Source organism: Microbacterium sp. A93 (assembly GCF_051842835.1).
In genome coordinates this window covers 82,355-108,473 of record NZ_JBPXMT010000019.1, presented here as the reverse complement: position 1 = coordinate 108,473, position 26,119 = coordinate 82,355, and the positions used below count along the sequence as shown (strand labels likewise).

Annotated in this window: 24 protein-coding genes; 14 read left to right on the top strand and 10 right to left on the bottom strand. The window is 65.4% G+C overall.

Annotated features, from left to right (window positions below; genetic code table 11):
- The first annotated feature begins 33 nt into the window (after window positions 1-33).
- Complete coding sequence (locus tag ACSU1G_RS33600) at window positions 34-1,353, top strand: phosphotransferase (RefSeq protein ID WP_439285849.1); 1,320 nt, start codon at window positions 34-36, stop codon at window positions 1,351-1,353.
- Here the strand turns inward: ACSU1G_RS33600 and ACSU1G_RS33595 are convergent.
- Together ACSU1G_RS33595 and ACSU1G_RS33590 are read right to left on the bottom strand one after the other, a co-directional pair.
- Entirely contained in the window at window positions 1,299-4,784 is a 3,486-nt protein-coding gene (locus tag ACSU1G_RS33595; RefSeq protein ID WP_439285847.1) for a UvrD-helicase domain-containing protein, read from the bottom strand. The two genes, ACSU1G_RS33600 and ACSU1G_RS33595, sit on opposite strands and share 55 nt — an antisense overlap.
- Window positions 4,733-7,969 (bottom strand): ATP-dependent helicase, encoded by a 3,237-nt coding sequence (locus ACSU1G_RS33590; protein WP_439285845.1) that lies wholly within the window; start codon window positions 7,967-7,969, stop codon window positions 4,733-4,735. The genes ACSU1G_RS33595 and ACSU1G_RS33590 overlap by 52 nt, the downstream gene beginning before the upstream one ends.
- A gap of 153 nt (window positions 7,970-8,122) precedes the next feature.
- On the opposite strand from ACSU1G_RS33590, the gene ACSU1G_RS33585 reads away from it, so the two are divergent.
- Together ACSU1G_RS33585 and ACSU1G_RS33580 are read left to right on the top strand one after the other, a co-directional pair.
- Window positions 8,123-8,347: a DUF3107 domain-containing protein gene (locus ACSU1G_RS33585; RefSeq protein ID WP_439285843.1), complete on the top strand. Its 225-nt coding sequence runs from the start codon at window positions 8,123-8,125 to the stop codon at window positions 8,345-8,347.
- Between the two features lie 6 nt (window positions 8,348-8,353).
- Entirely contained in the window at window positions 8,354-8,641 is a 288-nt protein-coding gene (locus ACSU1G_RS33580) for a hypothetical protein (RefSeq protein ID WP_439285841.1), read from the top strand.
- 48 nt (window positions 8,642-8,689) lie between these two features.
- On the opposite strand, the gene ACSU1G_RS33575 is transcribed toward ACSU1G_RS33580, so the two are convergent.
- Window positions 8,690-9,400, bottom strand: coding sequence for a ferritin-like fold-containing protein (locus tag ACSU1G_RS33575; protein WP_439285840.1), 711 nt, complete (start codon window positions 9,398-9,400; stop codon window positions 8,690-8,692).
- A gap of 185 nt (window positions 9,401-9,585) precedes the next feature.
- Between ACSU1G_RS33575 and ACSU1G_RS33570 the strand changes: the two genes are divergently transcribed.
- A complete protein-coding gene (locus ACSU1G_RS33570; protein ID WP_439285839.1) occupies window positions 9,586-11,097 on the top strand; it encodes a DEAD/DEAH box helicase in 1,512 nt (503 codons plus the stop codon).
- Between the two features lie 62 nt (window positions 11,098-11,159).
- Here ACSU1G_RS33570 and ACSU1G_RS33565 read toward each other — a convergent pair whose 3' ends face one another.
- Window positions 11,160-12,029: a PHP domain-containing protein gene (locus ACSU1G_RS33565; RefSeq protein WP_439285837.1), complete on the bottom strand. Its 870-nt coding sequence runs from the start codon at window positions 12,027-12,029 to the stop codon at window positions 11,160-11,162.
- Between the two features lie 74 nt (window positions 12,030-12,103).
- Here ACSU1G_RS33565 and ACSU1G_RS33560 point away from each other — a divergent pair, with 74 nt between their 5' ends.
- Window positions 12,104-13,120 (top strand): endonuclease/exonuclease/phosphatase family protein, encoded by a 1,017-nt coding sequence (locus ACSU1G_RS33560; RefSeq protein ID WP_439285835.1) that lies wholly within the window; start codon window positions 12,104-12,106, stop codon window positions 13,118-13,120.
- Between the two features lie 3 nt (window positions 13,121-13,123).
- On the opposite strand, the gene ACSU1G_RS33555 is transcribed toward ACSU1G_RS33560, so the two are convergent.
- Window positions 13,124-13,516 (bottom strand): DUF3054 domain-containing protein, encoded by a 393-nt coding sequence (locus ACSU1G_RS33555; RefSeq protein WP_439285833.1) that lies wholly within the window; start codon window positions 13,514-13,516, stop codon window positions 13,124-13,126.
- Between the two features lie 36 nt (window positions 13,517-13,552).
- Here ACSU1G_RS33555 and ACSU1G_RS33550 point away from each other — a divergent pair, with 36 nt between their 5' ends.
- Window positions 13,553-14,950 carry an aminopeptidase P family protein gene (locus ACSU1G_RS33550; RefSeq protein ID WP_439285831.1) on the top strand — a complete coding sequence of 466 codons (1,398 nt, stop codon included), beginning with the start codon at window positions 13,553-13,555 and terminating at the stop codon, window positions 14,948-14,950.
- A gap of 3 nt (window positions 14,951-14,953) precedes the next feature.
- Window positions 14,954-15,850, top strand: a complete 897-nt coding sequence (locus tag ACSU1G_RS33545) for a phosphotransferase (protein WP_439285830.1) — start codon at window positions 14,954-14,956, stop codon at window positions 15,848-15,850.
- Between the two features lie 36 nt (window positions 15,851-15,886).
- Here ACSU1G_RS33545 and ACSU1G_RS33540 read toward each other — a convergent pair whose 3' ends face one another.
- Both ACSU1G_RS33540 and ACSU1G_RS33535 read right to left on the bottom strand, forming a co-directional pair.
- On the bottom strand, window positions 15,887-16,552 hold the full coding sequence (locus ACSU1G_RS33540) for an SDR family oxidoreductase (protein ID WP_439285828.1): 666 nt from the start codon (window positions 16,550-16,552) through the stop codon (window positions 15,887-15,889).
- Window positions 16,553-16,576: 24 nt separating this feature from the next.
- Entirely contained in the window at window positions 16,577-18,562 is a 1,986-nt protein-coding gene (locus ACSU1G_RS33535; RefSeq protein ID WP_439285826.1) for an AfsR/SARP family transcriptional regulator, read from the bottom strand.
- A gap of 248 nt (window positions 18,563-18,810) precedes the next feature.
- Here ACSU1G_RS33535 and ACSU1G_RS33530 point away from each other — a divergent pair, with 248 nt between their 5' ends.
- Window positions 18,811-19,386 carry a hypothetical protein gene (locus ACSU1G_RS33530; RefSeq protein ID WP_439285824.1) on the top strand — a complete coding sequence of 192 codons (576 nt, stop codon included), beginning with the start codon at window positions 18,811-18,813 and terminating at the stop codon, window positions 19,384-19,386.
- A gap of 30 nt (window positions 19,387-19,416) precedes the next feature.
- The gene (locus tag ACSU1G_RS33525; RefSeq protein ID WP_439285822.1) at window positions 19,417-19,941 is read left to right on the top strand and encodes a hypothetical protein; all 525 of its coding nucleotides are present in this window, start codon (window positions 19,417-19,419) and stop codon (window positions 19,939-19,941) included.
- A 4-nt stretch (window positions 19,942-19,945) separates the two neighbouring features.
- Here the strand turns inward: ACSU1G_RS33525 and ACSU1G_RS33520 are convergent, their stop codons facing one another.
- The gene (locus tag ACSU1G_RS33520) at window positions 19,946-20,590 is read right to left on the bottom strand and encodes an alpha/beta hydrolase family protein (protein WP_439285820.1); all 645 of its coding nucleotides are present in this window, start codon (window positions 20,588-20,590) and stop codon (window positions 19,946-19,948) included.
- 2 nt (window positions 20,591-20,592) lie between these two features.
- Window positions 20,593-21,408 carry a general stress protein gene (locus tag ACSU1G_RS33515; protein ID WP_439285818.1) on the bottom strand — a complete coding sequence of 272 codons (816 nt, stop codon included), beginning with the start codon at window positions 21,406-21,408 and terminating at the stop codon, window positions 20,593-20,595.
- A 67-nt stretch (window positions 21,409-21,475) separates the two neighbouring features.
- Between ACSU1G_RS33515 and ACSU1G_RS33510 the strand changes: the two genes are divergently transcribed.
- The 4 genes from ACSU1G_RS33510 (at window position 21,476) to ACSU1G_RS33495 (ending at window position 24,970) form a co-directional block, all read left to right on the top strand.
- The gene (locus tag ACSU1G_RS33510) at window positions 21,476-22,756 is read left to right on the top strand and encodes a magnesium transporter MgtE N-terminal domain-containing protein (protein WP_439285816.1); all 1,281 of its coding nucleotides are present in this window, start codon (window positions 21,476-21,478) and stop codon (window positions 22,754-22,756) included.
- Window positions 22,743-23,303 (top strand): DUF1003 domain-containing protein, encoded by a 561-nt coding sequence (locus ACSU1G_RS33505; protein ID WP_439285815.1) that lies wholly within the window; start codon window positions 22,743-22,745, stop codon window positions 23,301-23,303. The genes ACSU1G_RS33510 and ACSU1G_RS33505 overlap by 14 nt, the downstream gene beginning before the upstream one ends.
- Window positions 23,300-24,454, top strand: coding sequence for an Mrp/NBP35 family ATP-binding protein (locus ACSU1G_RS33500; RefSeq protein ID WP_439285813.1), 1,155 nt, complete (start codon window positions 23,300-23,302; stop codon window positions 24,452-24,454). Before ACSU1G_RS33505 ends, ACSU1G_RS33500 begins: the two co-directional genes overlap by 4 nt.
- A 69-nt stretch (window positions 24,455-24,523) precedes the next feature.
- A complete protein-coding gene (locus ACSU1G_RS33495; RefSeq protein ID WP_439285811.1) occupies window positions 24,524-24,970 on the top strand; it encodes a YcxB family protein in 447 nt (148 codons plus the stop codon).
- A gap of 1 nt (window position 24,971) precedes the next feature.
- On the opposite strand, the gene ACSU1G_RS33490 is transcribed toward ACSU1G_RS33495, so the two are convergent.
- Window positions 24,972-25,355, bottom strand: coding sequence for a Sec-independent protein translocase TatB (locus ACSU1G_RS33490; RefSeq protein ID WP_439285809.1), 384 nt, complete (start codon window positions 25,353-25,355; stop codon window positions 24,972-24,974).
- Window positions 25,356-25,437: 82 nt separating this feature from the next.
- On the opposite strand from ACSU1G_RS33490, the gene ACSU1G_RS33485 reads away from it, so the two are divergent.
- Window positions 25,438-26,073: an O-methyltransferase gene (locus ACSU1G_RS33485; RefSeq protein WP_439285808.1), complete on the top strand. Its 636-nt coding sequence runs from the start codon at window positions 25,438-25,440 to the stop codon at window positions 26,071-26,073.
- Window positions 26,074-26,119: the final 46 nt, after the last annotated feature.

The window sequence follows — 26,119 nt, the reverse complement described above, 5'->3', positions numbered from 1 at the left end:
CAATCCACACCCGAGCCGACCTACCCTGGGGGCATGGCACGGTCTCCCTTTACTTTAGCCGCGGCGGTCACGGCTGCACTGCCCGGGGCCGAAGTCGTCGGCGCACGAATTCTGACCGCCGGGGGCGATGGACGATTCGACTCTGCAGTCGCGACGCTCGCTGATGGAAGCGAAGTCGCAATCCGCGTCGGCGATGACGATGAGACGGCACGTGAGCTTGCGGCGGAGTCGATCGCGCTTCGCGCATTGACGGCCGGGGCTCGCGCCATGTTGCCCTTCCGCGCCCCGGACTATGTTGGCGAAACGCTGCTTTCCGAGGGTCGCGCACTTGTCACCGGTTTGCTGCCCGGTTTTCAGATCGAAGCAGGCCACGTGCCCGGCGGTCGAGGGGCTGCCGAATCGATGGGTTCGTCGATCGCCGCAGTACACGCGCTTCCCGCATCCGTGGTGCGCAGCGCCGGGCTCACCGCTCGCAGCGCCGACGAGTCGCGTGAGGACATCCGCCAGCTGGTCGATCGCGCCGCGGCGACGGGTCGCGTGCCCGCACGCCTGACAGTTCGCTGGCGCGAGGCCGTCGGCGACGATGACCTGTGGCGCTTCGAGTCTGCCGTGAATCTCGGCGGCACCCAGGCGACTTCGTTCCTTTTCGAGGATGACCCGGAGCAGGGTCCGACCGTCGTCGGCATCCTGAATTGGCACGGACTCTCGTTGGGGGACCCTGCCGTGGACCTGGCCTGGCTCTCATCTGCTCCGGATGCCGCTAGCGACGTTTATGCGGCTTACGCTGCGGCCTCGGATCGCGCGCCGGACAACGCACTGGCCGTGCGAGCACGGCTGCTGGCCGAGCTGGAATTCGCTCGGTGGCTTGTGCATGGCGACCTGCTGCGACGCCCCGACATCATGGACGACGCGACGTCGTTGCTCGAATCACTTTCTGAGGGGCTGCGGGAACGCGACCTCTCTGTGATCGCGGCCCGCAGCGAAGGCGTCGACTCGGCGATGGATGCGCTGAATCGCGTGCCGGCGACGGCGGCAGCACGCATCAACACCTCGATGCAGACCGACGCATACAACCCAGAGGACTTGCTGCCCGGTGAGGACACGGCCGAGGTGGTCGTCGGTGCCGAGGGTGTCATCAGTGATGAAGTGGTCCTCGGCGATGCCACCGAAGATCTCAGTGACCTTGCGGAGTCGGACCTTCTCCCGCGGGATGAGACATTGAACGCTGAATTGCCAGTCGTTGAGCCCGTCGACAGGCCAGGGAACGACGGATCAGGCAGCGACCCGGCCGAGGAAGCTCAGCGCGCGGCGCGCGCCGCACTCCAACGCTGGACCAACTCCTCCTCCGAGTAGACCCGGTCCCCGCGGAGGACGAGGTCGTCTGCGACGTAGTACAGCGCGACGTCAATCTCCTCCAGCGGAACACCGAAGCGGCGGTGGTAGGCGAGGCGATACAGTGCGAGCTGCAGCATCCGCTCGTCTCGCTCTGCCGAATTTCGCGGCGCTTTTCCGGTCTTCCAGTCCACGATCTCGATGCGTCCGCCGCGGTCTTCTCGTCGGTAGACAGCGTCAAGCTTGCAGATCATGATGTGCCCTTCGATCCGTTCAGGGGTCGAACCGGCGCCGAGCGCGAAGTCGATCTCGATCTCCACCGCGATGGGTTTGAGTGCGGCCCATTCGCTGGATTCGAAGGTCTCACGCAAGCGTTCGAGGTCTGCGGCATCCGCAGCCGAGGCGTTCCAGACGTCGGACTGATCCTCGTCGATCTCCCACAACGCACTCTCCGGACTCGGCGCCGTGCCGACGAGACCCGATCGATGCTCGACCCAGGCGTGGAACAGGGTGCCGAGCCGGGTCTGCCGGTAGGGACGCTCCGGCATGGGACGGGTGAGTCCGCGGACGGTGCCGTCGTAGTCGGTGACGTAGTCCTTGAACCGTGACGCAGGCACGCGGGTCGGTGCGACAGCGGTGATTCCGTGCTGACGTTCGGCGCGTTCGGCGAGCAGCCGTCGGAGCAGGTCGGTCGGCTGCGCGGCATCCCGCTCGAAGGCCTCGCGCACTGCCGCCGCCGCATCCTCGACCTTCTCGCGGCGTGACCCGAGCGGGTCGATGGGCCAGACGCTCGTCTTGCCCTCGCCCTCGTAGGGGTTTTCGTCCTCGTCGATCTCGGTGATCGGATCAACCCCGATGACCTCGAAGGCTTCACGCAGAAATGGCCCGGGCCCCCGCGGTTTCTTCTGCCCTGCCCAGTGGGACCCGCTGAGCAGCAGATCGGTGCGCGCGCGGGTGACGGCGACGTAGCCGAGCCGCCGCTCTTCCTGCTGCTGGTAGTCGCGATACGCGTCTTTGAACACCGTGATCGCGCCGGGGGTCTTCTTGCTCGCGCTCGTGAGCGAGGCGATGCCAGCTTTGAGACGCTTGTCGGGATCAAGTTCCTCTTCGACCGGCGGAAACCAGGTGAACTTGGGCAGGGCGGCACTGTCGCCGCGCAGGGCGAACGGGAGCACGCCGAATCCGAACCAGCCGGAGGTGTCGCTCGGACGCGATGGAAGCTCTCCGTCAACCATGCGAACGACTGCGACCGCATCCCATTCGAGTCCCTTGGAACCGTGGATCGTCAGCAGTTGCACGATGCCGGGTTCCGGTGGCTCTGGGCGCGGCATGAGCTCATCGGTGCTCTCAGCCTTGTCGAGCCAGGCGAGCAGGCTCCCGATCGTGCCGCGGTCGTCTGCGGCGAGGAACGCACGAACCTCGTCGGTGAACGCGCGCAGCTGGGTGGCTGCGACACGTGCCGGTCCGCGCGTCTCGTTCGCGGCGAGTTCGATGTCGAGACGGAGTTCGAACTCAATGAGGCGGATCAACTCGGGAATCGGCTGGCCCGCGGCGCGACGCAGACGTTCGAATATCTCCCCTGCCGCACGGATTCGCGCACGCCCTTCCGGCGTGATGCCTTCCAACAGCCGGTAGTCGTCACGGAGTCCGCGGACCACGTCGACGGCATCCACGATCGATACCGCCTCGTCGGCGCCACGCGATGCGCGGATGCGGGCGCGGAGCTCCTCCGGCAGCGGCAGCAACCCGCTGTCGCGGCGGGAAAGCTCGCTCGCCAGCGAATATAGCGCTCCCATGTCGGCCACCCCGACGCTGAAGCGCGGACCGACCAGCAGTCGGATCAGCGGGGACCCGGCGTTCGGATCGTGGATGACGCGCAGCGCGGAGAGAACATCGACGACCTCCGGCGTCGCCAGCAGACCGCCGAGACCCAGGATGCGGTGCGGAATGCCGCGGGCGGCGAGCGCCTCGGCGAAGGTCTGCATGTGCCGCTTGGAGCGGAACAGAATCGCACCAGTATGCGGCTTTGCCGTGTCGCTGTGCACGGCTCGACGGTCGGCGAACCAGTCCGCAACCTGCGCGGCCTCATCGTGCACGGTGAGCGGAAAGCGGACCTCGACGGCGCCTGCGCCTGCGCCGGGGCGCGCCTCCAGCGGCGGCACGTCGAGTTCTGGTCGGCGCAGCGGCTGCAGCACCTGGTTCGCGATGCCGAGGATCGCGCTGTCATTGCGCCAGCTCGTCATCAGGCTGTAGCTCTGCGCCGACTGCTCAGTGGCGAAGGTTCGGGCGAAGGCGTAGAGGTTGTCCGCGCTCGCGCCACGCCAGCCGTAGATCGACTGATGAGGGTCGCCCACAGCCATGACCGCCGAATCACGAAACAGCGCGGCCAGGAACTGCGTCTGAATCACCGAGGTGTCCTGATATTCGTCCAGGAGTACGACGCGGTGCTGCTCACGAAGAGCCTCGCGCACATCGGGAGATGACTCGACGATGTCGAAGGCGCCGCTGACCTGGTCGGCGAAATCGAGCACGCCGCGGCGGTGTTTCTCGGAGATGTACTCGCGCACGAGCACGGCGAGCGTGGGAAGCGAGAGCAGGTTATCGGCGATCTTCGCGATCGTGTCATTGCTGCGGTACGGCTCGAATGCGCCAGCTTGCTCTATGGCGATGCGCTCTGCGCGCCCGAGATCGGCCCGGTGGTCGAGGGCGTCGCCGGCGAGGCGCTGCACGGCGTCGACGACCGTCGCCACAGACAGGTCAATATCCTCCAGCTGCGGCAGATCTGCGCGCAAGACGACCTCGCGCGCCAGCATCCAGGATGCCGCCTGGCTGAGCATGGCGACATCAGGGTCGCGGCCAATCCGCGCGGCGTGCTCACGGACGATCGAGTCCGCGAACGCGTTGTACGTCGAGACCCGCGGTCGAATCAGCAGGTCGTCTGCGGTACGGGGCGCGGTCTGATCCCACCCGGTGCCGAACTTCTCAGCCATCTCGTCGAGCACGTGCGCGCGCACTGTGCTTTTCTGCGCGGCCGTGGTGGCCGCATCCACCCGCGCCAGCGCACCGGATGCCACGATGTCCGGCACGTGCGGCAACAGCCCACGGCGGCCGAACTCGTCAATGACCGTGAGTCTTGCGCCGATGCGTTCGGCCAATTCGCCGGCCGCCTTGCGGGTGAACGTGAGTCCGAGAATCTCGTCACGGCGCACGTGGCCGTTGGCGACGAGCCAGACCACGCGCCCTGACATCGTCTCGGTCTTGCCGCTGCCGGCACCGGCTACGACGAGCGCGGGTGTCGGCGGCGCCTCGATCACGCGCTGCTGCGCTGCGGTCGGCGAAGGCTGCCCGAGAGCGGCGGCGACCTCGAGCGCGGAGAGCCCTGCGCCCCCGTTCCAGGCAGTCACGCGCTCACCGCCGGGACCGTGTGGATGCGGCACGGCTGCACACGCCATTGCACGTCGGCGCAGTGCGCCTCGACGTGTGCGGTGAAGCTGTTCCCAGACATGCCCTTGGCAGCATCGGCGAGCCGGTTCAGGAAGCGCGTGCGATCCTCGCCCTGGAGGGTGTGCTGGTGCGCGACCCGATAGTCGCTGCCGGACAGCGTCTTCGCGACGAGCACCAGCCGCGCGCCGGTCAACGCCGCAGCATCCGCGCCTTCGACGAGCCCCTGCTCAACCGCGACCTGATATGCCGCGAGCTGCGCGTGGTCGATGACCTTGCCATCGGACTCCGGTTCATACTTCCCGGTCTTCAGATCGACGACGACCACACGCTCCCCATTCGCTCCTTCCCCCATCGACGTGAAGCCGCGGCCGCGGGCAGCGGCGTGCTCACCGCCTGCTCGCGGATAGACCTCAACCCGGTCGATGAACCCGTGCACGACCGCGCGGTGCGGGCCACCTGCCTCCTCGCCGATGTGCACTGCGGGCTCCTCGTCTGATTCTTCTGTGGCCACGTCGACCGCGAAGCGGAACTCGACCTCGCTCGCGAGCACGCTCCCGTGCTCGTCCGCGACGGTGCTCAGGTAGGAGTGCAGTCGGTCGACGTACAGTTCGGCCCTGCGGCGTTCCTTGCGCCCGATCCACTCGGTTTCGAACTCAAGCTCCGGCCAGTGCTGGGCGACGACAGCGCGCATCTTCTCGAGATCGCCATCCGACGCCGTCTCCATCGCCGCGTGGATGATCGTGCCGATACCCGCCGATGGCGGCAGGACCGTGTCACCGCCGAGGGAAGAAATCGCCCAGTTCAGCTGGCACTCCTCGAACGATTCCATCTTCGACGGGGAGACGCGTGCTGCCTCCACTTGTAGATCGTGCAGTGGCGCCGGCGTCGACGGTGCGGTGCTGCCGTACCACTCTCTGGGAGCAGCGCCGGGAACCTCGGCTTCGGCGAGCAGACGGAGTTGTTCCGCCGCCTCCGCTCGCGTGGTCGGATCGAGCGTACTCGTCAGCGTGCGCCGATATCTGGCGACCAGTCCGCGCAGGGTCAGCGGATGCTCGGATGCCGGATGCTCCGACAACGGCGGTGGCACGGGCAGGAAGGCAAAGAAGGCGCTCGGGCCGGTCGTGTCGTCGTCAACAGCGGTGACCACGATGCGCGATTGCGCGCGGGACACAGCACGTACGAACAGCCGCAGCTCGTCGTGGAGGGCCGCGCGGCGGCGGTCAAGCGCTCCCGGAGCTACGTCGAGGATGCCCGTGCGTGCGGCGGTCACGGCATCTGCCAGCCGCCAGGTCTCGAGCATGCCGCCGCGCAGACGAGTGTTCGGCCAGACGCCGTCCTGCACACCGGAGACGATGACCGCATCGAACTGGGTGCCCAGCGCGGTCGCCGGGGTGAGCAGCGTCACCAGTCCCGGACGATCGGGGGTGGAGAGCGAGTCCTCCGGCACCTCGCTGTCGAGGATCTCGCGCACGAACGTCTCCGGACGCTCGTCGGGCGTGCGCTCGACGAAGCGCTTGGCCGCGTCGAACAGCGCGACCAGCGCATCGAGCGCGCGGGAAGTCTCGCCTCCGCCGCCCTGATCGGCGCTTTCACGCCAGTGCTTCTGCAGCTTCGAGCCGTCCAGGGCGCGCGAATCGTCCCAAATGCGCCAGAGCAGCTCGTGGATCGTCTCCCCCGCATCTGCTGCGGCGGCTGTCTCTGCCAGTGTCTTGGCGAAGCGCGCAGCGACGCGCGCCTCCGGAGCGTCGATGAAGGTGAAGGACAGCGGATGCGCCATCGCTTCACGCAGCAGCTCCGATGCCGGCGTCGAGCCTGACTCGGCCAGCTCTGCGTGACGCATGCGCGCGCGCAGACGGCGCAGACCAACGGCATCCATCCCGCCGAACGGCGAGCGCAACGCCTCCACGAGCGCCTCAGTCTCACGTTCCTCGACGGGGGTGAGGGCGAGCCGCACGATGCCGACGATGTCGCGCACGACGCCCTCGCTGCCGAGCGGACGTTGCACGCCGGCAGCTCTGGTCGGCACCTCACGTGCGGCGAGCTCGGTCTCGAGCGTCATGACCTGGCGGGTGTCGTGGGCGATGACGGCCATGTCGCTCCAGGCAACGCCGTGGCTGAGGTGCCAGTCGCGTAGCGTGCCAGCGATCCGGTCGACCTCTTCATAGGGGGATGCCGCGAGGAAAGCCTGCACGGCGGGATCAGGGGTCTCGTGAGCCGGCCCCGGCGCACGCCGATGTTCCACGCGCCCGGCAACGCCGATCGCCTGAGTGACGGTGCGGGTGAGGTCGACCAGCGCGCGCGATTGCCGGTGCGGGGTGTCCAGAACGAACACCCGGCCGAGCACCCCGGAGAGGTCGTGGAACAGCTGCGGGCTCGCGCCGCGAAAGGCCCCGGACGAGATGTCCGGATCGCCGAACGCCAGCACGGCGATGCCGCGTTCACGCAGTGCCTGCACAAGAGTGATGCCGCCGCGGGTGATCTCCTGCGCGTCGTCGATGAGCACGACCCGCAGCGGCGCGAGCGGGCCAAGAGTCGCAGCATCCGCTTCGCGAAGGATCGCAGCCGCCTCGCTGACCAGGTCGGCGGCATCACGATACGACGTGCGCATGCCCGCAAGCACGGCACGATACTCGTCGAGGAACAGCCCGGCAGCGCGCCAGACCGGGCGATCGGAGGCCCGTAGTTCCTCGGGCAGCACGCCCAGCTCAGTGCACTCGGCCAGGAAAGCGCGCAGCTCGGAGCGGAAACCCTTCGACGCGCGCACCGCCGGACTCAGCGTCTCGGGCCAGCGGCTCTCGAGGCCGGCAGCCTCGTCTTCGGCGTCGCCACCGAGCAGATCGGCGATGATGCGGTCCTGGTCCGCGCCGGTCAGCAGTGCAGGAGGGTCCTCCCCTGCACGCACCATCGCGCCGCGCACGATCTGGAAGGCCAGTGACCCCAGCGAGCGAGCCAGCGGTCCGGGCGTCGCCTGCGCGATGCGCACCCCGATTCGGTCACGCAGCACGGTGGCCGCCTGGCGGTTCGGAGTCAGCGCCAGCACCTCTTCGGGTGCGAGTGCGCCGTCGCCGCTGAGAAGACGCACGACGCGGTCGATGAGTGTCTGGGTCTTCCCCGTCCCCGGGGCACCGATGATGACACCGGAAGCGTCGACGGGTGCGTCTACAACGGCGCGCTGTCCGGCATCCTCTGTCATGTCATCCACGTTATCGGCAGGCTCGGACACTGCTGGACGCCGTCGCACAACTCCACTTGTGCGCCCACGGCGAAACCACGGCGCTGCCCCGATCCCGGGCATACCGCGCCGGGGTAGAGTTGGGCGCAGTCCCCGAATCTTCAAGGAGCACGCGTGGAAATCCGCATCGGCATCATCAACACCGGCCGCGAACTGAGCTTCGAGACCGCGACCCCCGCGGGCGAAGTCCGCACTGAGGTCACCGCTGCTCTTGAGCAGAGCACCGCGCACGTCAGCTTCACCGATGTGAAGGGCAACTCCTACATCGTTCCGACCGCGAACCTCGCCTACATCGAATTGGGCACTGAAGAGTCGCGTCGCGTCGGTTTCGTCGCCTAACCCACGATGTACATCCTTCTCGCGCTCATCGCCGCGTGTGCGCTCGGCATTGGCGTGCACTACCTACTGCCGCATCGCACACTGCGCGGCGTCGCGCTGGTTCCCGCGATCGCGACGGCCGCCTCAGCGGTCATCTACACGATGATGCAGTGGGCGGGCATCGGCCAGGACAACGGTTGGCTGTGGCTGGCGAGCATCGTCGGCGCCCCGGTGATCGCCGCTGTGGCGGGTTACCTGCTGACGCTCTCGCGCCGCAATTCGGATGCCGCGCAGAAGGCTGCCCTTGGCATCTGAGGTTCGCCTCGTCTCACGGTCTGACGACGAAAATTGGTGCCATGCCGGCTAGGCGGCGAGGCCCATCGCGTCCATACGACGCGCGTGCGCGCCCATGAGTTCTGTGTAGACCGGCTCGACGCGATCCTCATTCACAGCGAGACGTTCTGGTCGAAGTGCCTGTCGCGCCACGAGCAACGTGTCACCGACGAGCCGACGCGCCCACATCGACAGAAGTGAGCGCCACTCATTGTCGATCTCGATCGTCTGCTTCAAGATCGCCACAATCTCGCCGGTGTCGTCGTCCTCGCTGAGGATATCCGCGACACGCTGCCCCGTCGCGCCGTAGCTGGAGGCAAGGGCGAGGTAAAAGTCATCCAGCATCCCCGCCGTGATGTAAACGGCAAGGAGTGTTTCCTTCGGACGAACGCCGATGGTCTTGCGGCGGAACGCGTCGAGGTACTCGCGGAACGGGAGCATGATCTCGGTCGGGTCTTCGCCCTGCTCACGGATGACGTCAACGATGCCCCGATGCTTGCTGAGGGCTGCACCTGCTGCGCGTGCGAGGGCGCCCTTCTCATCGAGCTCAGGTGTCGCGCGGATGAGCCGCGTGAGCGTCTCGAAGTACCCGAGCTGCAGGTACGCCGCCTGGCCAAGGAAACGATTCAACTCGGGCGCGAGTTCGGCAAAATCCACCCTGGTCGCATTGCCGACGTCTCCGCGACTGCGGAGCGTCAAGTTGCGTCGGGGCGTGTCTCGCTGCCAGAACCACTTCACCACGCGTTCAGACTACCTGCGTGAAGAGTCCTCTTCCGGAATCCGCGCAGTTTTGCACCCCTCGGGTACGCTTGAAGTGCCCCTGCCGTAGGAGTAGGGCCCCGCGCCTGTGGCACAAGAGACGGCGTGGATCCGTAACGAGGCGATCTCTTCTCATCTGAAGGCCGCCGGACAGGCAAATAAATCAAGTGACATCTTTCGCTGATCTCGGTATCGATCAGGACATCGTCGACGCAATCGCCGCTAAAGGCATCATCGACGCGTTCCCCATCCAGGAGCAGACCATCCCCCTCGGCCTTCCCGGCCAGGACATCATCGGCCAGGCCAAGACTGGTACTGGCAAGACTTTCGGCTTCGGCGTCCCCGTCGTGCAGCGCCTCGGCAAGAACCCGACGCCGGGTGTCAAGGCACTCATCGTCGTGCCGACGCGTGAACTCGCCGTGCAGGTCTACGAAGACATCGATCTGCTCACCAGCAATCGCTCCACCAGCGTCGTCGCCATCTACGGTGGCAAGGCATACGAAGGTCAGATCGACCAGCTGAAGGCCGGCGCGCAGATCGTCGTCGGTACCCCCGGGCGCCTTATCGACCTCGCAGGCCAGCGTCTGCTCGATCTGTCGAATGCGACAGAGGTCGTGCTCGACGAGGCCGACAAGATGCTCGACCTCGGCTTCCTCGCCGACATCGAGAAGATCTTCCAGAAGGTGTCGCCCGTCCGCCACACGCAGCTGTTCTCGGCGACGATGCCCGGCCCGATCGTGGCACTGGCTCGCCGCTTCATGACGAACCCGATCCACATCCGTGCGACCGACCCCGATGAGGGGTTGATGCAGGCGAACATCAAGCATCTGGTGTACCGCGCGCACTCGCTCGACAAGGATGAGGTCATCGCCCGCATCCTGCAGGCCGAAGGCCGCGGCAAGACCGTGATCTTCACCCGCACCAAGCGTGCAGCGCAGCGTCTCGTGGATGAACTCGGCGACCGCGGTTTCAACGTCGGCGGTGTGCACGGAGACATGGGCCAGGAGCAGCGCGAGCGTTCGATGGCCGCGTTCAAGGCCGGCAAGCGCGATGTACTCGTCGCCACGGATGTCGCCGCTCGCGGCATCGACGTCGATGATGTGACTCACGTGATCAACCACACGATCCCGGACGAAGACAAGACGTACCTGCACCGCGCCGGTCGTACGGGCCGCGCGGGCAAGACCGGTATCGCGGTCACGTTCGTCGATTGGGATGACCTGCACAAGTGGGCGCTCATCAATCGCGCTCTCGATTTCGGCCAGCCCGAGCCCATGGAGACCTACTCGTCGAGCCCGCACCTCTACTCGGACCTTGACATCCCCGAGGGCACCAAGGGTCGTCTGACGACGGCGCCCAAGACGCAGTCCGTGAAGACGCAGCGCGCGCCGCGTCCGGAGCGCGCTGCAGATGCCGCCGCTGAGCAGGATTCCGGCGAGAGTGGCACGCGTCGCCGTCGCCGCCGCGGCGGATCGGGCGACAAGGTTGGTTCGACCTTCACCGAGGGTGCACCCGCCGAGAAAACGGCATCGTCGGATGCGGCCCCCGCCGCGGACCGCGATTCCGAGGGCGCTGGCACGCACGACGGCAAGGGCGGTGAGCACCACGATGGCAAGACCGCTCCGCAGCGCCGCCGTCGTCGTCGCCGCTCAGGTGGTGCCGCACCGACCGGCGCTTAAGTTCTGATTCGAAAGGACGGATGCTTCGGCATCCGTCCTTTCGTGTACCTGAGCAGGAACGCTCAGGGGTAACGCGGCGCGGTCCCGGTGGCCCGAGCGATCAGGCGTGCGACCATCTCATCGCTGGTCGTGTTCTCCCCCGGCAGATTGGGCTTGCCGGAGCCGTGATAGTCGCTGGATCCGGTCACGATGAGGTCGTGCTTTGCCGCCAGGTCATGCAGAATGCGCTTGCCCTGCACCGTGTTCTCACGATGGTCGATCTCAAACCCTCCGAGCCCAGCGGCGATGAGCCGCTCGATGAAGCTGAGCGGCATCATCCGATCGCGTCCCGCGGTGACGGGGTGTGCGATGACAGCGACTCCCCCGGCATCCGTGATGAGCCCGACCGCGATCAGTGGATCTGGCGCGTAGTGCGGCTCGTAATAGCCCTCGCGCGGGTGCAGGATGCCGTCGAACGCTGCCGAGCGGTCCTGCACGATACCCCGGGCAACGAGAGCATCAGCGATGTGCGGGCGGCCGACCGTGGCATCCAGAGTCGTCTGCTCGACGACGTCGTCCCAGGTCAGATCGTAATCGCGCCCGATGTTGCGAACGATGCGTTCGGCCCGTCCGAGCCGATCGTCGCGGATGCGATCGGTCTCAGCGCGCAGCGCAGCGTTCTCGGGGTCGAAAAGGTACCCGAGCACATGCACGCTGCGCCACTCATACTTCGCCGACAGCTCCATTCCAGGTATAAAAGTCATGCCGAGCGACGTCGCGGCCGCTGTGGCTTCAGCCCATCCGGTGGTGCGGTCATGGTCGGTGAGGGCGAGCGTTCGGACGCCGTGGGCATGGGCCTGACGCACCACCTGCCCTGGGCTCTCGGTGCCGTCTGAGTGATTGGAATGCATGTGCAGGTCATTCGGTCCGCAGAAGCGCTGCACATCGGTCATGCTTCGACCATACTGCGGTGCGCGCATACCGGCGCGGCAGGCGATTCACAGTGAGCGCCCGTAGGCTGGCAGGGATGTTTCGGCTGCTGGGGATCCTGATCACGGTGCTGTTCGCGATTGCGACAGCAATCGTCGTGTGGCCGCAGTTCTTCCAGCTCGAGCAGACCTTTCCGATCGCGCAGTTGGTCGCTGTCCGTGGAGGCGTGCTCGGCGGATTTCTCGTGATCGCGCTGCTCTCGCTGTTGCTGCTGTTCGCTCGGCCGCTGCGAGGTTTCGCGGCATCCATTCTGGTCATCTCCCTGCTGGGCGCCGTCGCGATCGGCGGGATCGGCGCGCTGCGCGGTGTCAGCACCGGAACGCTGCCGGAAAAGACCGAGGACAGCGTGCGCGTGCTCACCTGGAACACTGCCGGGGAAGCGGTCTCTGCCGAGACGATTGCCGACACCATCCTTTCGCAGCAGGTCGACGTGGTCACTTTGCCGGAGACTGCGGAGTCGGTCGGCGAACGTATCGCGGTCATGCTGCGTGAACAGGGGCGCCCGATGTGGGTGCACCATGTGCAATTCGGCGACGTCACCAACGGGCCGCAGGCCTGGGAGACGACGATCCTCATCTCCCCTGAGCTGGGCGACTACTCAGTGATCGCTTCTTCGCAGGACGGCTCCAGCAACACCAGCTCAGTGCCCAGTGCCGTCGTGATGCCGGTAGACGGCACCGGACCCACGATCGTGGCTGTGCACGCCGTGGCTCCGCGCGTCGAGGATATGGCGCATTGGCAGTCCGATCTGGAGTGGATTGCGGATCAGTGCCCCGCAGGCGATTTCATTCTGGCCGGTGATTTCAACGCGACGATCGATCATATGGCGACGCTCGGCGTCGACGGCGGCGATATGGGCTACTGCCGCGACGCGGCCATGCGCACCGGCACCGGGTTCACCGCGACGTGGCCGGCCTCATTCCCAGAGCTGGTGGGTGCACCGATCGACCATGTGATGGCGAGCCAGAACTGGGAGCCGACCGGCTCGCTCGTGCTGGATGCGTCGGGAAGCGATCACCGCGCGCTCGTTGTACAGCTGGATCCCGCGGGCTGAGCCTCAGGCCGTCCGCACTCGCCGCACCAGCACGAGGATCGCGCGCCACCCGATCAGGAACAGCGCGAGCACCAGCGTCGCCACGATGATGAACGGCAGAGCCGTGCCCTGGCCACTGACTGCGCGCAACAACAGGCCACCGACGACTGTGATGGCCCAGATCGCGGCGCCCGTAGACATCCGCTCGGCACGCGCACGACGCATGAGTACGACGGCGTGCGCGACGAGGACGGCGACGATGAAGGGCCACGTCGTGTTCAGCAGGCCGGGAATGTCACTGAAGATTCCTTCGGCGTGCGAAAGGCGGCCGATCACGCAGAACACCGCGACGAGCACCACGTCGATCACGATCGTGAGTGGCCGGGAGAATCCTGGTGCCATCGTGTCACTAGTCATGTTTCCCAGCCTAAGGCGGAGTGAGAGACTGGTTGTATGAACACCGGAGAGAGCGAAACCATCGCCGAGGCCCCCGTCACGAACCGCAAGCAGCCCTTCCCCCGCGGATTCCTGGAAACGATCTCGACCGGCTGGGCGGACCGGCCTGAGTCGATGCCGAGCGCGCGTGCGCAGGCAGAGTTCGCGGCAGCGCGGCGCGTGGCAGTGTCTGCCACGTTCCCAGGCAAGCGCCTCGTGATCGAGGCTGGCTCGCTCAAGCAGCGCTCCAATGACACGGACTATCCGTTCCGCGCCCACTCGGCGTTCGCGCACCTGACCGGATGGGCCGCCGACACCGAGCCGGATTCCGTGCTCGTGTTCGAGCCGACGGATGCCGGACACGCCGTGACCCTGTACTTCCGCGAGCGGGCTGACCGCACCACGACGGAGTTTTACGCGGATGCCACGGTCGGCGAATTCTGGATCGGCGCGCGGCCATCGCTGGCTGGCGTCGCCGCCGATCTTGCCGTCGCCACCGATCACCTCAACGCTTTCACCGCGTCTGACGACGACGTGACGTTGGAGGATGCCGATCTCGCACGCTTCGTATCTGAGCTGCGCCTCGTGAAGGACGAGTACGAGATCGCCCAGATGCGCCTCGCCGTCGAGATCACTGCACGCGGCTTCGACGACATCATTCACGCGCTGCCCGATGCAGCCCGTCACGCACGGGGCGAGCGCGTCGTGGAGGGTGTGTTCCACCGCCGCGCGCGCGAAGACGGCAATGGCGAGGGATACGACACGATCTCGGCCTCCGGCCCGCACGCCTGCTACCTGCACTGGACGCGCAATGACGGCGCTGTCGTCCCCGGTGACCTGATCCTGGTGGATGCCGGGGTCGAGACCGACAGCCTGTACACGGCCGACATCACACGCACTCTGCCTGTGAACGGCACCTTCTCCGACGTGCAGCGGCGCGTGTACGAGACGGTGCTTGAGGCTGCGGATGCTGCATTCGCCGTGGCTCGTCCGGGCGTGCGGTTCCGCGAGGTGCACGAGGCAGCAATGGTTGTGATCGCCAAGCGCGTCGCAGAGTGGGGTCTGCTGCCGGTCACCGCCGAAGAGGCGCTCGACGCCGATGCCGGTGGCCACCACCGTCGCTACATGGTGCACGGCACCTCGCACCACCTCGGCATCGATGTGCACGACTGCGCGCAGGCGCGTCGTGAGATGTACTACGACGGCGTGCTGGAGGCTGGCATGGTCTTCACGATCGAGCCGGGCCTGTACTTCCAGATCGACGATCTCACGGTTCCTGAGGAACTGCGTGGCATCGGCGTGCGCATCGAAGATGACATTCTCATGACCGAGGACGGCCCCGTGAACCTGTCAGCAGATATTCCGCGGACAGTCGACGAGGTTGAAGCGTGGATCGCGCGGGTTCAGCAGGGCTGACCCGTGCACGTCGGACAACTCGATGTCGATGAAGGTCTCGTCGGTCGGCTGATCGACGAGCAGTTTCCCGCACACCGTGGGATGCCGGTGCGGAGGGTCGCGACGCTGGGAACAGTGAACGCGATCTTCCGTGTCGGGGTGCGCTTCGTCGCGCGGTTGCCGCTTGAGGCTGTATCCGCATCGGAGCTCGAGACTGAAGCTCAGCAGTTGGGTGCGTTCGCTGCCGCCTCCCCGTTCGCGGCGCCGGAGCCCATCGGTGTCGGTACTACGTCGGCGGAGTACCCATCGGCGTGGTCGATTCAGACGTGGGTTCCAGGGGACGTGGCAAGTCCATCTGGCCATGCCGCCTCCGAGGACCTTGCTGATGATGTCGTGACTTTGATCGCCGCGCTGCGGGCGGTGAGTGTTGGCGGTCGTACGTTCGACGGCAACGGCCGCGGCGGGAATCTCCGCGATCACGACGAATGGTTGATGCTGTGCTTGGCTCGAAGTACAGGGCTGCTCGACGTAGAGACCGCCGCCCACCTGTGGAACTCGCTTCACGCACTGCCGTCGCTGGGGGCCGATGTCATGTCGCACCGCGATCTCACGCCGCCGAATCTGCTCGTGTCGAACGGCCGACTCAGCGGCGTGTTGGACGGTGGGGCCTTCGGGCCTGCCGATCCGGCGTTGGACCTGGTCGCTGCGTGGCACCTGTTCGACGCAGATAGCCGCGAGCGCGTGCGACGGGGGCTCGGCGTGAGCGACGTGGAATGGCTGCGTGGCGCCGCCTGGGCTTTCCAACAGGCCATGGGGCTCGGTTGGTACTACGTGAACTCGAATCCAGCGATGAGCGCGCTGGGACTGTCTACGATCGAGCGGCTACTGAACGATGACGAGGTTCGGGCGTTCGCCGGCTGATCCGGACGTGAGCTGCTCGCTCGGCGTGGACCAGGCTCAGTACCGCGCCGAGAAGCCGCCGTCGGCGTGTAGAAGCTGTCCAGAGACCCACCGGCCTTCCTCCGACAGCAGGAACGAGACGAAGGCCGCGATATCGCCGGGTGTGCCAATACGGCCAAGCGGATGCGCGGACACGAGTTCTTCCGCGAATCCTTCCTCCATCCATCCGGTGTCGATCGGGCCGGGGTTCAGCACGTTCGCTGAGATTCCGAGCGGTCCGAGCTCGCGCGCCGCAGAGATCACAAGACGGTCCAGCGCGCCTTTGGACGCACCGTACGGCAGGTTGCCGGTGGTGTGGTCGCTGGTCAACGCCACGACCGCCCCGCCGTCCGTAGGGATCTGCCGAGCGAACGCCGCGATGAGCAGCAGGCTCGCACGCGCGTTGATCGCCACATGCGCATCGAAGCTCTCGGCAGTTGTATCGAGGATGCCGGAGTTCACATCGTGCGCATGGCTGAGCACGAGCGCGCTGATCGGCCCGCGGTCGCGGCTCACGGCGGTGAACAGTTCGTCCGGCCCCGCGTGAGTGGAGAGGTCACAGGGAAAATCGGCATCCGAGAGGTCGCTCGTGACGACGTCCCATCCGTCTGAGATCAGGCGCGGAACGATGCCTGCGGCGATGCTATTGGCGCGAGCGGCGCCGGTGACGAGAGCGATAGGCATATGGCCATGCTACAAACCCCGTCGTCACCTCGACACAAGAGGTATTCCCAGTTCACTCATGCGTTCGGAATAGGACGTCCTCGCTTCGCTGAGCTGTGTGGTTGCGCCGAGCTTCGTCAGCGCGTCGAGCTGACCTTCGTGCGCACGTTGGTCGTACGGATCGACGGCCAAAACCTTCCGATAGCAATCCAATCTGGTGAGCTGGTCACCTGCCACGTCTGATGCGTGCGCGAGTGCGTGACACAACGAGAAGAAGGCGATGTGCACCTCGCGTTGGAATTCCTGCGCCCACAGCTGTTCGGGCTCGTTGATAAGCGGTTCGCCCTGATAGATGGCCAATGCGTGCGCGAGTTTTTGCGCGTGCGCATCTTCTGTTCCGACGTCCGACAGCGCCGCATACGCGTCTGTGAGAAATCTCTCGACATCCACATCGAGCCGATCGACGCACAGCCGCATGAGAGGCCCGCGTGCTTCAAGATACGTATCCTTCGGGAGCAGTCCGGCCGGATCAAACGCACGCCTGACAGTCGTCGCCGCCACAGAGAGACGATTCGCCAATCGCTGCGACGACTCGTCGGGCCAAAGAAGGTGCATCACCGTTTCGCGGCTGATCGCCACGCCTCGCTTTGCGACAAGGATCTGCAACAGTTGTCTGGCTTTACGCGACTGCCAGCGCGCGATCGTCCCCTGCTCGGACGCAACCTCGAAAGTGCCCAGAACTCTAATCCGGGCCGAAGGCGCCTCAGTGGACGGAAGCCTCGCCTGTATACGGGAATGCCTCGGCGAACTCAACGCTGAGAGTTGGACTGCCGCCGATTCCTCAATTGCACGCAACCGCAGCGCGCGACCGGTCGCCATCGCATCGGTGACCAGCGCGATGGCCTCTTCCGCGTCCACGTCGTGTGAGCGCGTTGCGAGAAGCGCGGCGAGTTCGATCTGAATTTCTGCGAGCCATGAATGCGCTCCCGCGCGTGCAGCTACCCCTGCTGCGGCTCGGTAGTGCCGAATTGCAGCATTGTCGTCGCCCATAGTGCGCGCGAGCAGGGCCAGGGGCCTCGCCACTGTTCCCCACGTGGTGATTCCGAGTCCCATCGTCACTATGCGGTCTTCATACGGCACAAGAGCGTCATAAGCGGCTCTTGCAATCTCGATCTCATCCAGTTCGGCCGCAACGATTGCAAGGAGGCAGGACGTCGCCAACCAGTTCCTGTCGACCGGCAGCTGGTCGAACCGTGCCATCGTAGAAATAAGTGCACGCGCCGCGCTTCGGCGCCCCTGCTGCAGCCACATCCACGCCAGCGAGGCTGCCCACACTGGCTCATGCGGAGCAGTCCTCCTCGCGTGCAAGAACGCGGGCTCAAGCTCGACGACACGCCCCTGCATCCAGCGGATGATCGCGAGCTGCCCGAGCCACACGGTCTGAGCGTCGGGGTCTTCCTGCTCCTCGGCGATTCTGAGCGCCTTCCCCGCGAGCTGCTCGGCGAGCTCCGGCTGACCGTCGATCGTCGCGCGCAGGCAGCGAAACCACACGACGTGTCTCTCCTGCTCCAGCCATGGGAAGGCGGAGAGAACCGTACCCGAGGGGCTGAGTGCCAGATCAAGGTCTTCGATCGCGCCGGCCTCAGCGAGCGCACCGAGGTGGAGAAAATATGCTGTCGGCACGAGTTCACGCTCATCCGCAGCCTGCGCAATCCGCATCGCCTCACCGGACATCGTCACACGCGCGTTCAAAGTGCCAGGAGACACATCAACGATGCATGCGGCGATCATCGACCAGGCGCGGGATACGTCATCGCGTGCGTGCTCCGCCTCGCGAGCCGATTCGGACGCCGAATCTGCAGCGTCCAAAGGGGAGATGAGAACGCGCGAAGCCGCAAGGATCGCGTGCAGTCGTGCGCGCGTTGCGTGCTCTGCGGGGCTGATCTGCGCGAGCAGATTTGCGGCTGTCTTTTCTTGAGCAACTATTTTCTGCCCTGAAAAGTGAAGCGTCAAACGAATCGTAGTCGGCACAGCATCACCGTAGCCGATTCTTAAAGCTCGCATTAAGAAACCGCTCACGCGCTCAACATATCCTTTCAACGTCGCCGAATCAGCGTGGAATACAGGCGCATCCAGGGGGATGAGAATTCGAATGGGACATATTTCCCAATTCGCGCGCGCAATTGCAGAGGGGGGAATCTTCGTGACGCACCGGAGGAGCCAAATTGCTTCAGAAGAACAAAGAACTACGCCTGAGCGGGGAAACGGAGCCATCTTCGATGACTGACCAGACCAGGATTTCCGAGAACAAATTTCGACACCACCTCGGCGGCGTACGATTCGGCGGATCCTTGCTCGCTGTCCTCCTCCTGAGCGCGTGTTCGAGTGCGCCGCAGCCTGCGGACCTGCCCGAGACAACGATCCTGGAGGAACCTGCGGAGCAATCGGCATCTCCGGATGATGAGGAAGTGTCCGACGAGACGTATGCCGGTCACGCGACCGCTCTTATCGCGGGGCGAGAATTCACCTTCCAGTTGGACCTCTGCGTCATGTACAACGAGGAGGAAGTGGAACTGCGCGGTCTCGGTGGGGAAATAGACTCTGACGTTCCCAGCTTCCTCGACGGAGGCGCCATGAGGATGGACAGTGACCCGCTGGGCGAGTTTCGCATCGATCTCGGCGCAGACGGGCCTTTTCAGTCGTCGGATGAATTCCTCTCACTGGGCGCCCCCACTGGAGGCGACATCACGTTCACGGTCGTAAAGGAGGGAAACGAATTCGTCGCTACGGGGAAAACATGGGGCAACACCGGCGTTGACCACGGAACAGGCACTTTGCGCTTTGTGTGCAACTGATCATTACCACTCATCAACCACGAGGAAATTATGAAACGCCTTACGATCGCCTCCACACTATTGTTGGCGGGCATAATGAGTCTGTCTTCCTGCGCAAGCGCCACTTCTGGCGACGCTGACGCAACGAGCCCCATCGTTGAGCAGGAGCAGGAGCAGGAGCAATCAGATCCTGTGGTCGACACCTCGGAGGACGACGATGCGTCGTCAACCGTCATTCCGGCAGGAGCGAGGCCGGCAAGTGCCGCATTCCCTTTCCCCATGCCAGAAGACTGGCCAGAGCTCGACGCATTCGCGGAGGAGAAAATAGGCAAGGACATCGCGATGTCTGGGACACTCAGTTTTCCCGGCGACGCTCAGTCAGCCTCGGCGACCTATCAGAAACTTCTGGAAGATGCCGGATATGAAATTCATGCCAACCCCCTTGGCGAGCAGGTCCATCTGGCCTCCTTCGTAGTGAAGGGAAAAGTTGATGGTACGGGCTATTCCGGCACGATCGACTTCGACACCGACGCAGCCGACACGCCGCGTACCGTGATCAACCTGACGGAGGATTGACTCGTCACGCCACGAACGCCGCCACCAGCGGTGCCAGCGAGGCGCCGACAACCTCAGGAGCACGCTTGTTGCCCTTCACCTCGAATGAGTGGCCGCCCCCGTCGATCCACGCGACACGAGCGTCCTGACAGGTCGCGAGGACCTCTTCGAACTGCGAGAGCGGCTGGATGAACGGATCATTCGTCCCCTCGATGAACAGCTGCGGCGCCGCGATCGCGGGCAGATGCTCGGCACGGGGCTTCTCCGGCTTCCCCGGAGCATGCAACGGGTACCCGAGATAGATCAGCCCATCCACCGCCAGCCCGTCGGCGACGGCCATCGAGGCCATCCGGCCACCGTAGGACTTTCCCGCAGCCCACAGCGGGCTCTCCGGCGCCAGGGAACGTGCGTGTGCCACCACTGCGTGCCACGTCGCAATCGCATGCGTCGCGGGGCCCGGCATCCGCCGACCCTGCTCGCGATAAGGAAAGTTGAAGCGCAGTGTCGAGAAGCCCAACGCGTTCAGCGCCTCTGCAAAGCCGGTGAGGAAGGGATGCTCCATCCCCGCTCCCGCGCCGTGAGCGATGACGACGGTGCCGCGACCGGACCCGGCACTCCACACGCCCGAAACGGAAACCGCCGCGTTCGGCAGTTCAACCGGGATGAGCATGCTCACGCCTTGTCGCCGGGCTCCTCCGCAGGGGAATCGGACTCAGCGGTCGTCTCAACTGGTTCGCCCGACTCATCCGAAGCCCCAGCATCCGCGGTTAAAGCATCCGCTGTTGAAGCATCCGAGGCCGAGTCATCCGATGCTCGCTCGCCGAAACGAGGTGCCGGATCGGCTGGACGCGGCGGAATCACATGCCCGCCCACGGAACCTGCACCTGCCTCGCTGCTCGCGTCCGTGCTCGCGTCCGTGTTCGCGTCCGTGCTCGCATCCGCGGCAGGCTTCGCACCGGGATCGACGCGCTCACCGTACCGCGGGGGCTCGGTCAGATCGACCGGCGGACGTACCACAACGGTGCGCTGATCGCCGACGACTTCGCGCGCCTTCGCCAGCGACGCCGGCAGCACTGTCACCTCGTAGTGATCGGCGGCAAGCTGCGTAACGCTCGCGAAGTCGCGACGACGTCGCACGATTGCGTACGTCACCAGACTCAGGATCATGCCGAGCGCGACGCCGATGAAGACGAATCCGACGAACAGCTGTATCGGAGCATCCGGATTTCCGATCACCAGGATCGCCGACAGCAGGAGCCCGATGAGCACTCCGTTCACCGCGCCTGAACGCGCGGCTGCCGCATAGCCGAGTCGCCCCGTGATGCGCTCAATCGTGCGCACACCCTGACCAACGATCGCGATGTCGCGCGCAGGCACGTCACCCGCGATCAGCTTCGAAACAGTCTTCTGGGCGGCCTCGTACTCGCGTACCGAAGCGACGGTCTCGCCCACAACGGCACCAGCGGCAGGTCGATTCAGCAAGCTCATGATCCTATTGTTCCACGCGCGCATGCACACAGCCCGAGTTCATCGGGCCGCGGACTACTCTGGGAGCGTGAGCACACAACGGGTTTTCGTCGCACGCCTAGCGGGATGCGCCGTCTTTGATCCCGTGGGCGACCGGCTCGGCAAGGTCCGTGATGTCGTCATCGTCTATCGAAGTACGGCGTCCCCGCGCGTGATCGGATTGGTCATCGAAATCCCCGGCCGCCGCCAGGTGTTCATGTCGATCGGACGCGTCACCTCGATCCGGTCGGGACAGGTCCTCACCACCGGCCTCATCAACGTGCGTCGCTTCCAGCCTCGCCCGGGTGAAGTGCGTGTTCTCGCCGAAATGCTGGGACGCCGAGTCGAACTCATCGACGGCACCGGAAGCGCCGTGATCGAAGATGTCGCTATCGAGCCAAACCGTCTCGGCGAGTGGAACGTCAGCCAGCTTTTCCTGCGCAAGCCCAAGACCAGCGTCTCGCCGTTTGCCAAGGGTCCAACGACCTTCGCCGCCTGGAATGAGGTCACCGAAAAGCGTGCACCGGGTGAATCCCAGTCCGCGGAGCAGCTCGTCGCTTCCTACTCCGAACTTCACGCCGCAGACCTGGCGACGACCCTGCTCGACCTGCCGCAGAAGCGGATGATCGAGGTCGCCGAAGAGCTTCCGGATGACCGTCTCGCCGACGCCCTCGAGGAGATGCCAGAGGACGAACAGGTGCATATCCTCGACGGTCTGGGCGATGAACGCGCCGCCGACATTCTCGACCATATGGAGCCGGACGACGCGGCCGACCTGTTGGCGCAGCTACCGAAGAAGCGTCTCGAGCAGCTCCTCGAACTCATGGAACCTGAGGAAGCCGAAGACGTTCGGACCCTGCTCAGCTACGGGCCCGATACCGCGGGCGGTCTCATGACGACCGAGCCGATCATCCTCTCCGCAGACGCCACCGTCGCCGAGGCGCTCGCGTTGATCCGACGCCATGAACTACACCCGGCTCTTGCCGCTGCGGTGTTCGTGACACTCCCTCCGTTCGAAACACCGACCGGTCGCCTTCTCGGAGTGGTGCACTTCCAGCGGATGCTGCGTTACCCGCCGCACGAGCGTCTGGGTGCCATTGTGGACGAGACGATGGAGCCCATCTCGGTGACGGCATCCGCCGCGGAGACCGCTCGTCTGCTCGCCAGCTACGACCTCGTCTCACTCCCCGTCGTCGATGCCGCCAGCCGGCTCGTCGGCGTGGTGAGCATCGATGACGTGCTCGATTATCTACTGCCGGATGACTGGCGCACGCAGGATTCCGATGCTGCTGTTGCCACCGAGGGGGTGGGCAACGATGGCAAAGCCTGACCGTTCCGCACTGGATGCTCCACTCGGGCGCAGCGCCACCCGCCAGCGTCCCTCGTCCCGAGACCGGTTCGGCCGGTTCACTGAATGGGTCGCCCGCGCGATGGGAACGCCCGCGTTCCTACTGATCCTCACGCTGTTCTGTGTCGCATGGCTCGGCTGGAACACACTGATGCCCCACTCGGTGCGCTTCGACGACGCCGCCCTTGGATTCACCGCTCTTACCCTGATGCTCTCCCTGCAGGCCTCGTATGCTGCTCCCCTCATCCTGCTCGCGCAGAACCGTCAAGACGACCGCGACCGTGTGCAGATGGAGCAGGACCGTCAGCGCGCCGAGCGCAATCTCGCCGACACCGAGTATCTCGCTCGCGAAATCGTCGCACTGCGCATGGCATTGGAAGAACGCAACTCCCAGACGGTGACGCGCGACGTGCTGCGCGCGGAGCTCAAGGCGATGCTGGCCGGGCTCGACGACGAACGCGACGGCGGACAGACAGCGGGCACAGAGACCGGTCCGATCTCGACCAGACCGCGCCGCCCACGCACATGACGCTCTCAGACCGGGTACGGCAGGCAGTCAGCGCGGTATCGGATCCCGAGCTGCGACGCCCAATCGGCGATCTCGACATGGTGCGCGAGATCGCCGTCGACGGGGAGCATGCCCGCGTCGGCATCGCGCTGACGATCGTCGGATGCCCCGCCGCTGACCGCATCGAGAGCGATGTGCGCCGTGCTGCGGCATCCGTTCCCGGAATCTCGGATGTCACGATCGACCTCGGCGTCATGACGCCGGCAGAGCGCAAGGCACTCACCGAGAAGCTCCGCGACGGCCGCCCCGCGCGGCAGATGCCGTTCGGGCCGGACTCGCTCACACGCGTCATCCTCGTCTCCAGCGGCAAGGGCGGCGTCGGCAAATCGACCATCACCGCAAATCTCGCTGTCGCTCTGGCCGAACAGGGACTCGCTGTGGGACTCGTCGACGCCGACGTACACGGGTTCTCGATCCCTGGCCTGCTCGGCATCCCGCCTGGCACCCAACCGACCCGTATTGACGACCTCATGTTGCCACCGGTGGCGCACGAGGTGAAGACCATCTCGATCGGAATGTTCCTGCGCGACGGTGAGGCCGTGGTGGCGTGGCGCGGACCGATGCTGCACCGCACAGTGCAGCAGTTCCTCACCGACGTGTTCTTCGGCGACCTCGATGTACTGCTCATCGACATGCCTCCTGGAACCGGCGACATCGCGATCTCGATCGGGCAGATCCTCCCCCACGCCGAGGTGCTCGTCGTCACGACGCCGCAGAGCGCAGCATCCGATGTCGCGATCCGCAGCGGACTCGTCGCACGACAGACCGGGCAGAAGGTCATCGGCGTGATCGAGAACATGGCAGCGTTCACCCTGCCGGATGGCACAGTAGTCGACCTGTTCGGGACCGGCGGTGGTGCCGAAGTCGCCGCTGCCCTGTCCCAGCCGGACGACGAGGTGCCACTGCTCGCTTCCATACCGCTCAGCCCCGCCCTGCGCGTGGGCGGCGACACCGGCATCCCCATCGTCCTCAGCGAGCCCGATGACGTCGCCGCCCGCACAATTCGTGATCTGGCCGCGACACTCGCCCACCAGGGGCGACGTTTGGCAGGCAGATCACTGCCGATGACGGTGACCAGAGCAGCTCCGTCCGGCGCGCCAGACGGAGCATGAAAGACTTCTGACGTGACCAGCGAACCTGCGCCCCGTTCTGTGCTCGTCGACCAGGAGCTCCTTCGCGGGATGACCTGGGATGCGACGATCTACACTCTGACTCGTCCGCTGGCGATCATTGCCTACGCTGCTCTGATCGCAGCGTTCGTCGTCAACGCCATCGTGTTGTCGATAATCGGCGGCGTCGATGATGAGCAAACGGCGAACCTGAGCTGGACGCTGTTCGCGATTGCGGCATTGATCGTCGCGTCGATCATCTTCACCAAGGCTTCCGTGAAGCGTGCCATCACCACGTCGATGCCCGCAGGCACGAAGGCAGCCGTACAGCTTGGCGACGAGACGATCAAGATGATCTCGAAGCGCGGCGTCTCGGATATGGCCTATTCGACGTTTCGTGCGATTCGCGTCGGCAAACACGCGGTGATTCTGCAGTTGCGTGGCCAGTCAGTGATCACGGCGGTGCCCCGTGCACTGTTGAGCGATGCGGACGTCACGCAACTCAAGTCGCGAATCTGATTCAGGTCGCCTCGAGGTCGAACGGCGGCGGAGACTCACGCGTGAACTCCGGCCGCACCAGAGGGGCACGCCGTGTGGCAAGCGGTGCGGTGGCAACGGCTGCCGGCGCAGCTGCCGCAGGCTTCGGCGTGTCTTCCAGCAGCGCGTCACGGATGATGCGACGTGGGTCGTACTGACGCGGATCAAGCTTGCGCCAGTCGACGTCATCGATCTCCGGACCGATCTCGTCACGCATCCGGGATTTCGTGTCTCGGAGGTACTCCCCCGCCTTTCGCACGAAACCGGCGAACTTCTCGGCAGCCTTCGGAAGTCGCTCGGGACCGATGATGATCGCAGCAACCACGCCGATGAGCAGCAGTTTCTCGAAGGTCAGACCGAAATCCATATGACACAGGCTACCGGCCGCGCCTGCCTGACAAGAACAGGGCATGCGAATACTCTGGAACGAGCAGCTATAGGAGATGGTCATGAGCGAAAATGACGCGAACGCACGGTACATCCGCGAGGCCATTGTCGAGCCCGCAGCCATCGCACGCGCACGGGCCCACGCGATTGAGCTGGGCGCTGCGCCGCTCAGCGCCGCAGTCGGTGCGCAACTTGCTGTTCTCGCCGCGACCAGCAACGCCCGTTCGATCGTCGAGATCGGCACCGGCGCCGGCGTCTCCGGTCTGTGGCTACTGCGCGGAGCCCCTCAAGCCATACTCACCTCGATCGACAACGAACCCGAACATCTCGCCGCGGCTCGCCGCAGCTTCAGCGAGGCGAAGATTCCCTCCACCCGGGCTCGCTTCATCACTGGTCGCGCGTCCGATGTCCTGCCGCGCATGAACGAGGCGTCGTACGACATCGTCCTCGTCGATGCCGACCCCGAGAACGTGATCGAGTACGTCGAACACGGACTGCGCCTTGTCCGCACCGGCGGCATCGTTCTCGTTCCCCGTGTGCTCGCCGGAGGCAAGGCCGCAGATCCAGTGCAGCGCGACGCCGTCACCAGCGCGTACCGCTCGCTCGTGCAGGAGACCCAGGAGTCGCCCGCTGTCCTCGCGGCGATCTCGACGGTCGGCGAAGGCCTGCTTCAGCTGGTCAGCATCAACGCGGACTGACAGCCAAAACGAAGAAGGGCGGTGGATCGCAAGATCCACCGCCCTT

Excerpts from the sequence above, each read along its gene's own strand:
- ACSU1G_RS33600 (WP_439285849.1), top strand. The coding sequence starts at position 34 with ATGGCACGGTCTCCCTTTACTTTAGCCGCGGCGGTCACGGCTGCACTG.
- ACSU1G_RS33595 (WP_439285847.1), bottom strand. The coding sequence starts at position 4,784 with ATGGCGTGTGCAGCCGTGCCGCATCCACACGGTCCCGGCGGTGAGCGC.
- ACSU1G_RS33590 (WP_439285845.1), bottom strand. The coding sequence starts at position 7,969 with ATGACAGAGGATGCCGGACAGCGCGCCGTTGTAGACGCACCCGTCGAC.
- ACSU1G_RS33580 (WP_439285841.1), top strand. The coding sequence starts at position 8,354 with ATGTACATCCTTCTCGCGCTCATCGCCGCGTGTGCGCTCGGCATTGGC.
- ACSU1G_RS33565 (WP_439285837.1), bottom strand. The coding sequence starts at position 12,029 with ATGACCGATGTGCAGCGCTTCTGCGGACCGAATGACCTGCACATGCAT.
- ACSU1G_RS33560 (WP_439285835.1), top strand. The coding sequence starts at position 12,104 with ATGTTTCGGCTGCTGGGGATCCTGATCACGGTGCTGTTCGCGATTGCG.
- ACSU1G_RS33555 (WP_439285833.1), bottom strand. The coding sequence starts at position 13,516 with ATGACTAGTGACACGATGGCACCAGGATTCTCCCGGCCACTCACGATC.
- ACSU1G_RS33550 (WP_439285831.1), top strand. The coding sequence starts at position 13,553 with ATGAACACCGGAGAGAGCGAAACCATCGCCGAGGCCCCCGTCACGAAC.
- ACSU1G_RS33540 (WP_439285828.1), bottom strand. The coding sequence starts at position 16,552 with ATGCCTATCGCTCTCGTCACCGGCGCCGCTCGCGCCAATAGCATCGCC.
- ACSU1G_RS33530 (WP_439285824.1), top strand. The coding sequence starts at position 18,811 with ATGACTGACCAGACCAGGATTTCCGAGAACAAATTTCGACACCACCTC.
- ACSU1G_RS33525 (WP_439285822.1), top strand. The coding sequence starts at position 19,417 with ATGAAACGCCTTACGATCGCCTCCACACTATTGTTGGCGGGCATAATG.
- ACSU1G_RS33520 (WP_439285820.1), bottom strand. The coding sequence starts at position 20,590 with ATGCTCATCCCGGTTGAACTGCCGAACGCGGCGGTTTCCGTTTCGGGC.
- ACSU1G_RS33515 (WP_439285818.1), bottom strand. The coding sequence starts at position 21,408 with ATGAGCTTGCTGAATCGACCTGCCGCTGGTGCCGTTGTGGGCGAGACC.
- ACSU1G_RS33505 (WP_439285815.1), top strand. The coding sequence starts at position 22,743 with ATGGCAAAGCCTGACCGTTCCGCACTGGATGCTCCACTCGGGCGCAGC.
- ACSU1G_RS33500 (WP_439285813.1), top strand. The coding sequence starts at position 23,300 with ATGACGCTCTCAGACCGGGTACGGCAGGCAGTCAGCGCGGTATCGGAT.
- ACSU1G_RS33495 (WP_439285811.1), top strand. The coding sequence starts at position 24,524 with ATGACCTGGGATGCGACGATCTACACTCTGACTCGTCCGCTGGCGATC.
- ACSU1G_RS33490 (WP_439285809.1), bottom strand. The coding sequence starts at position 25,355 with ATGGATTTCGGTCTGACCTTCGAGAAACTGCTGCTCATCGGCGTGGTT.
- ACSU1G_RS33485 (WP_439285808.1), top strand. The coding sequence starts at position 25,438 with ATGAGCGAAAATGACGCGAACGCACGGTACATCCGCGAGGCCATTGTC.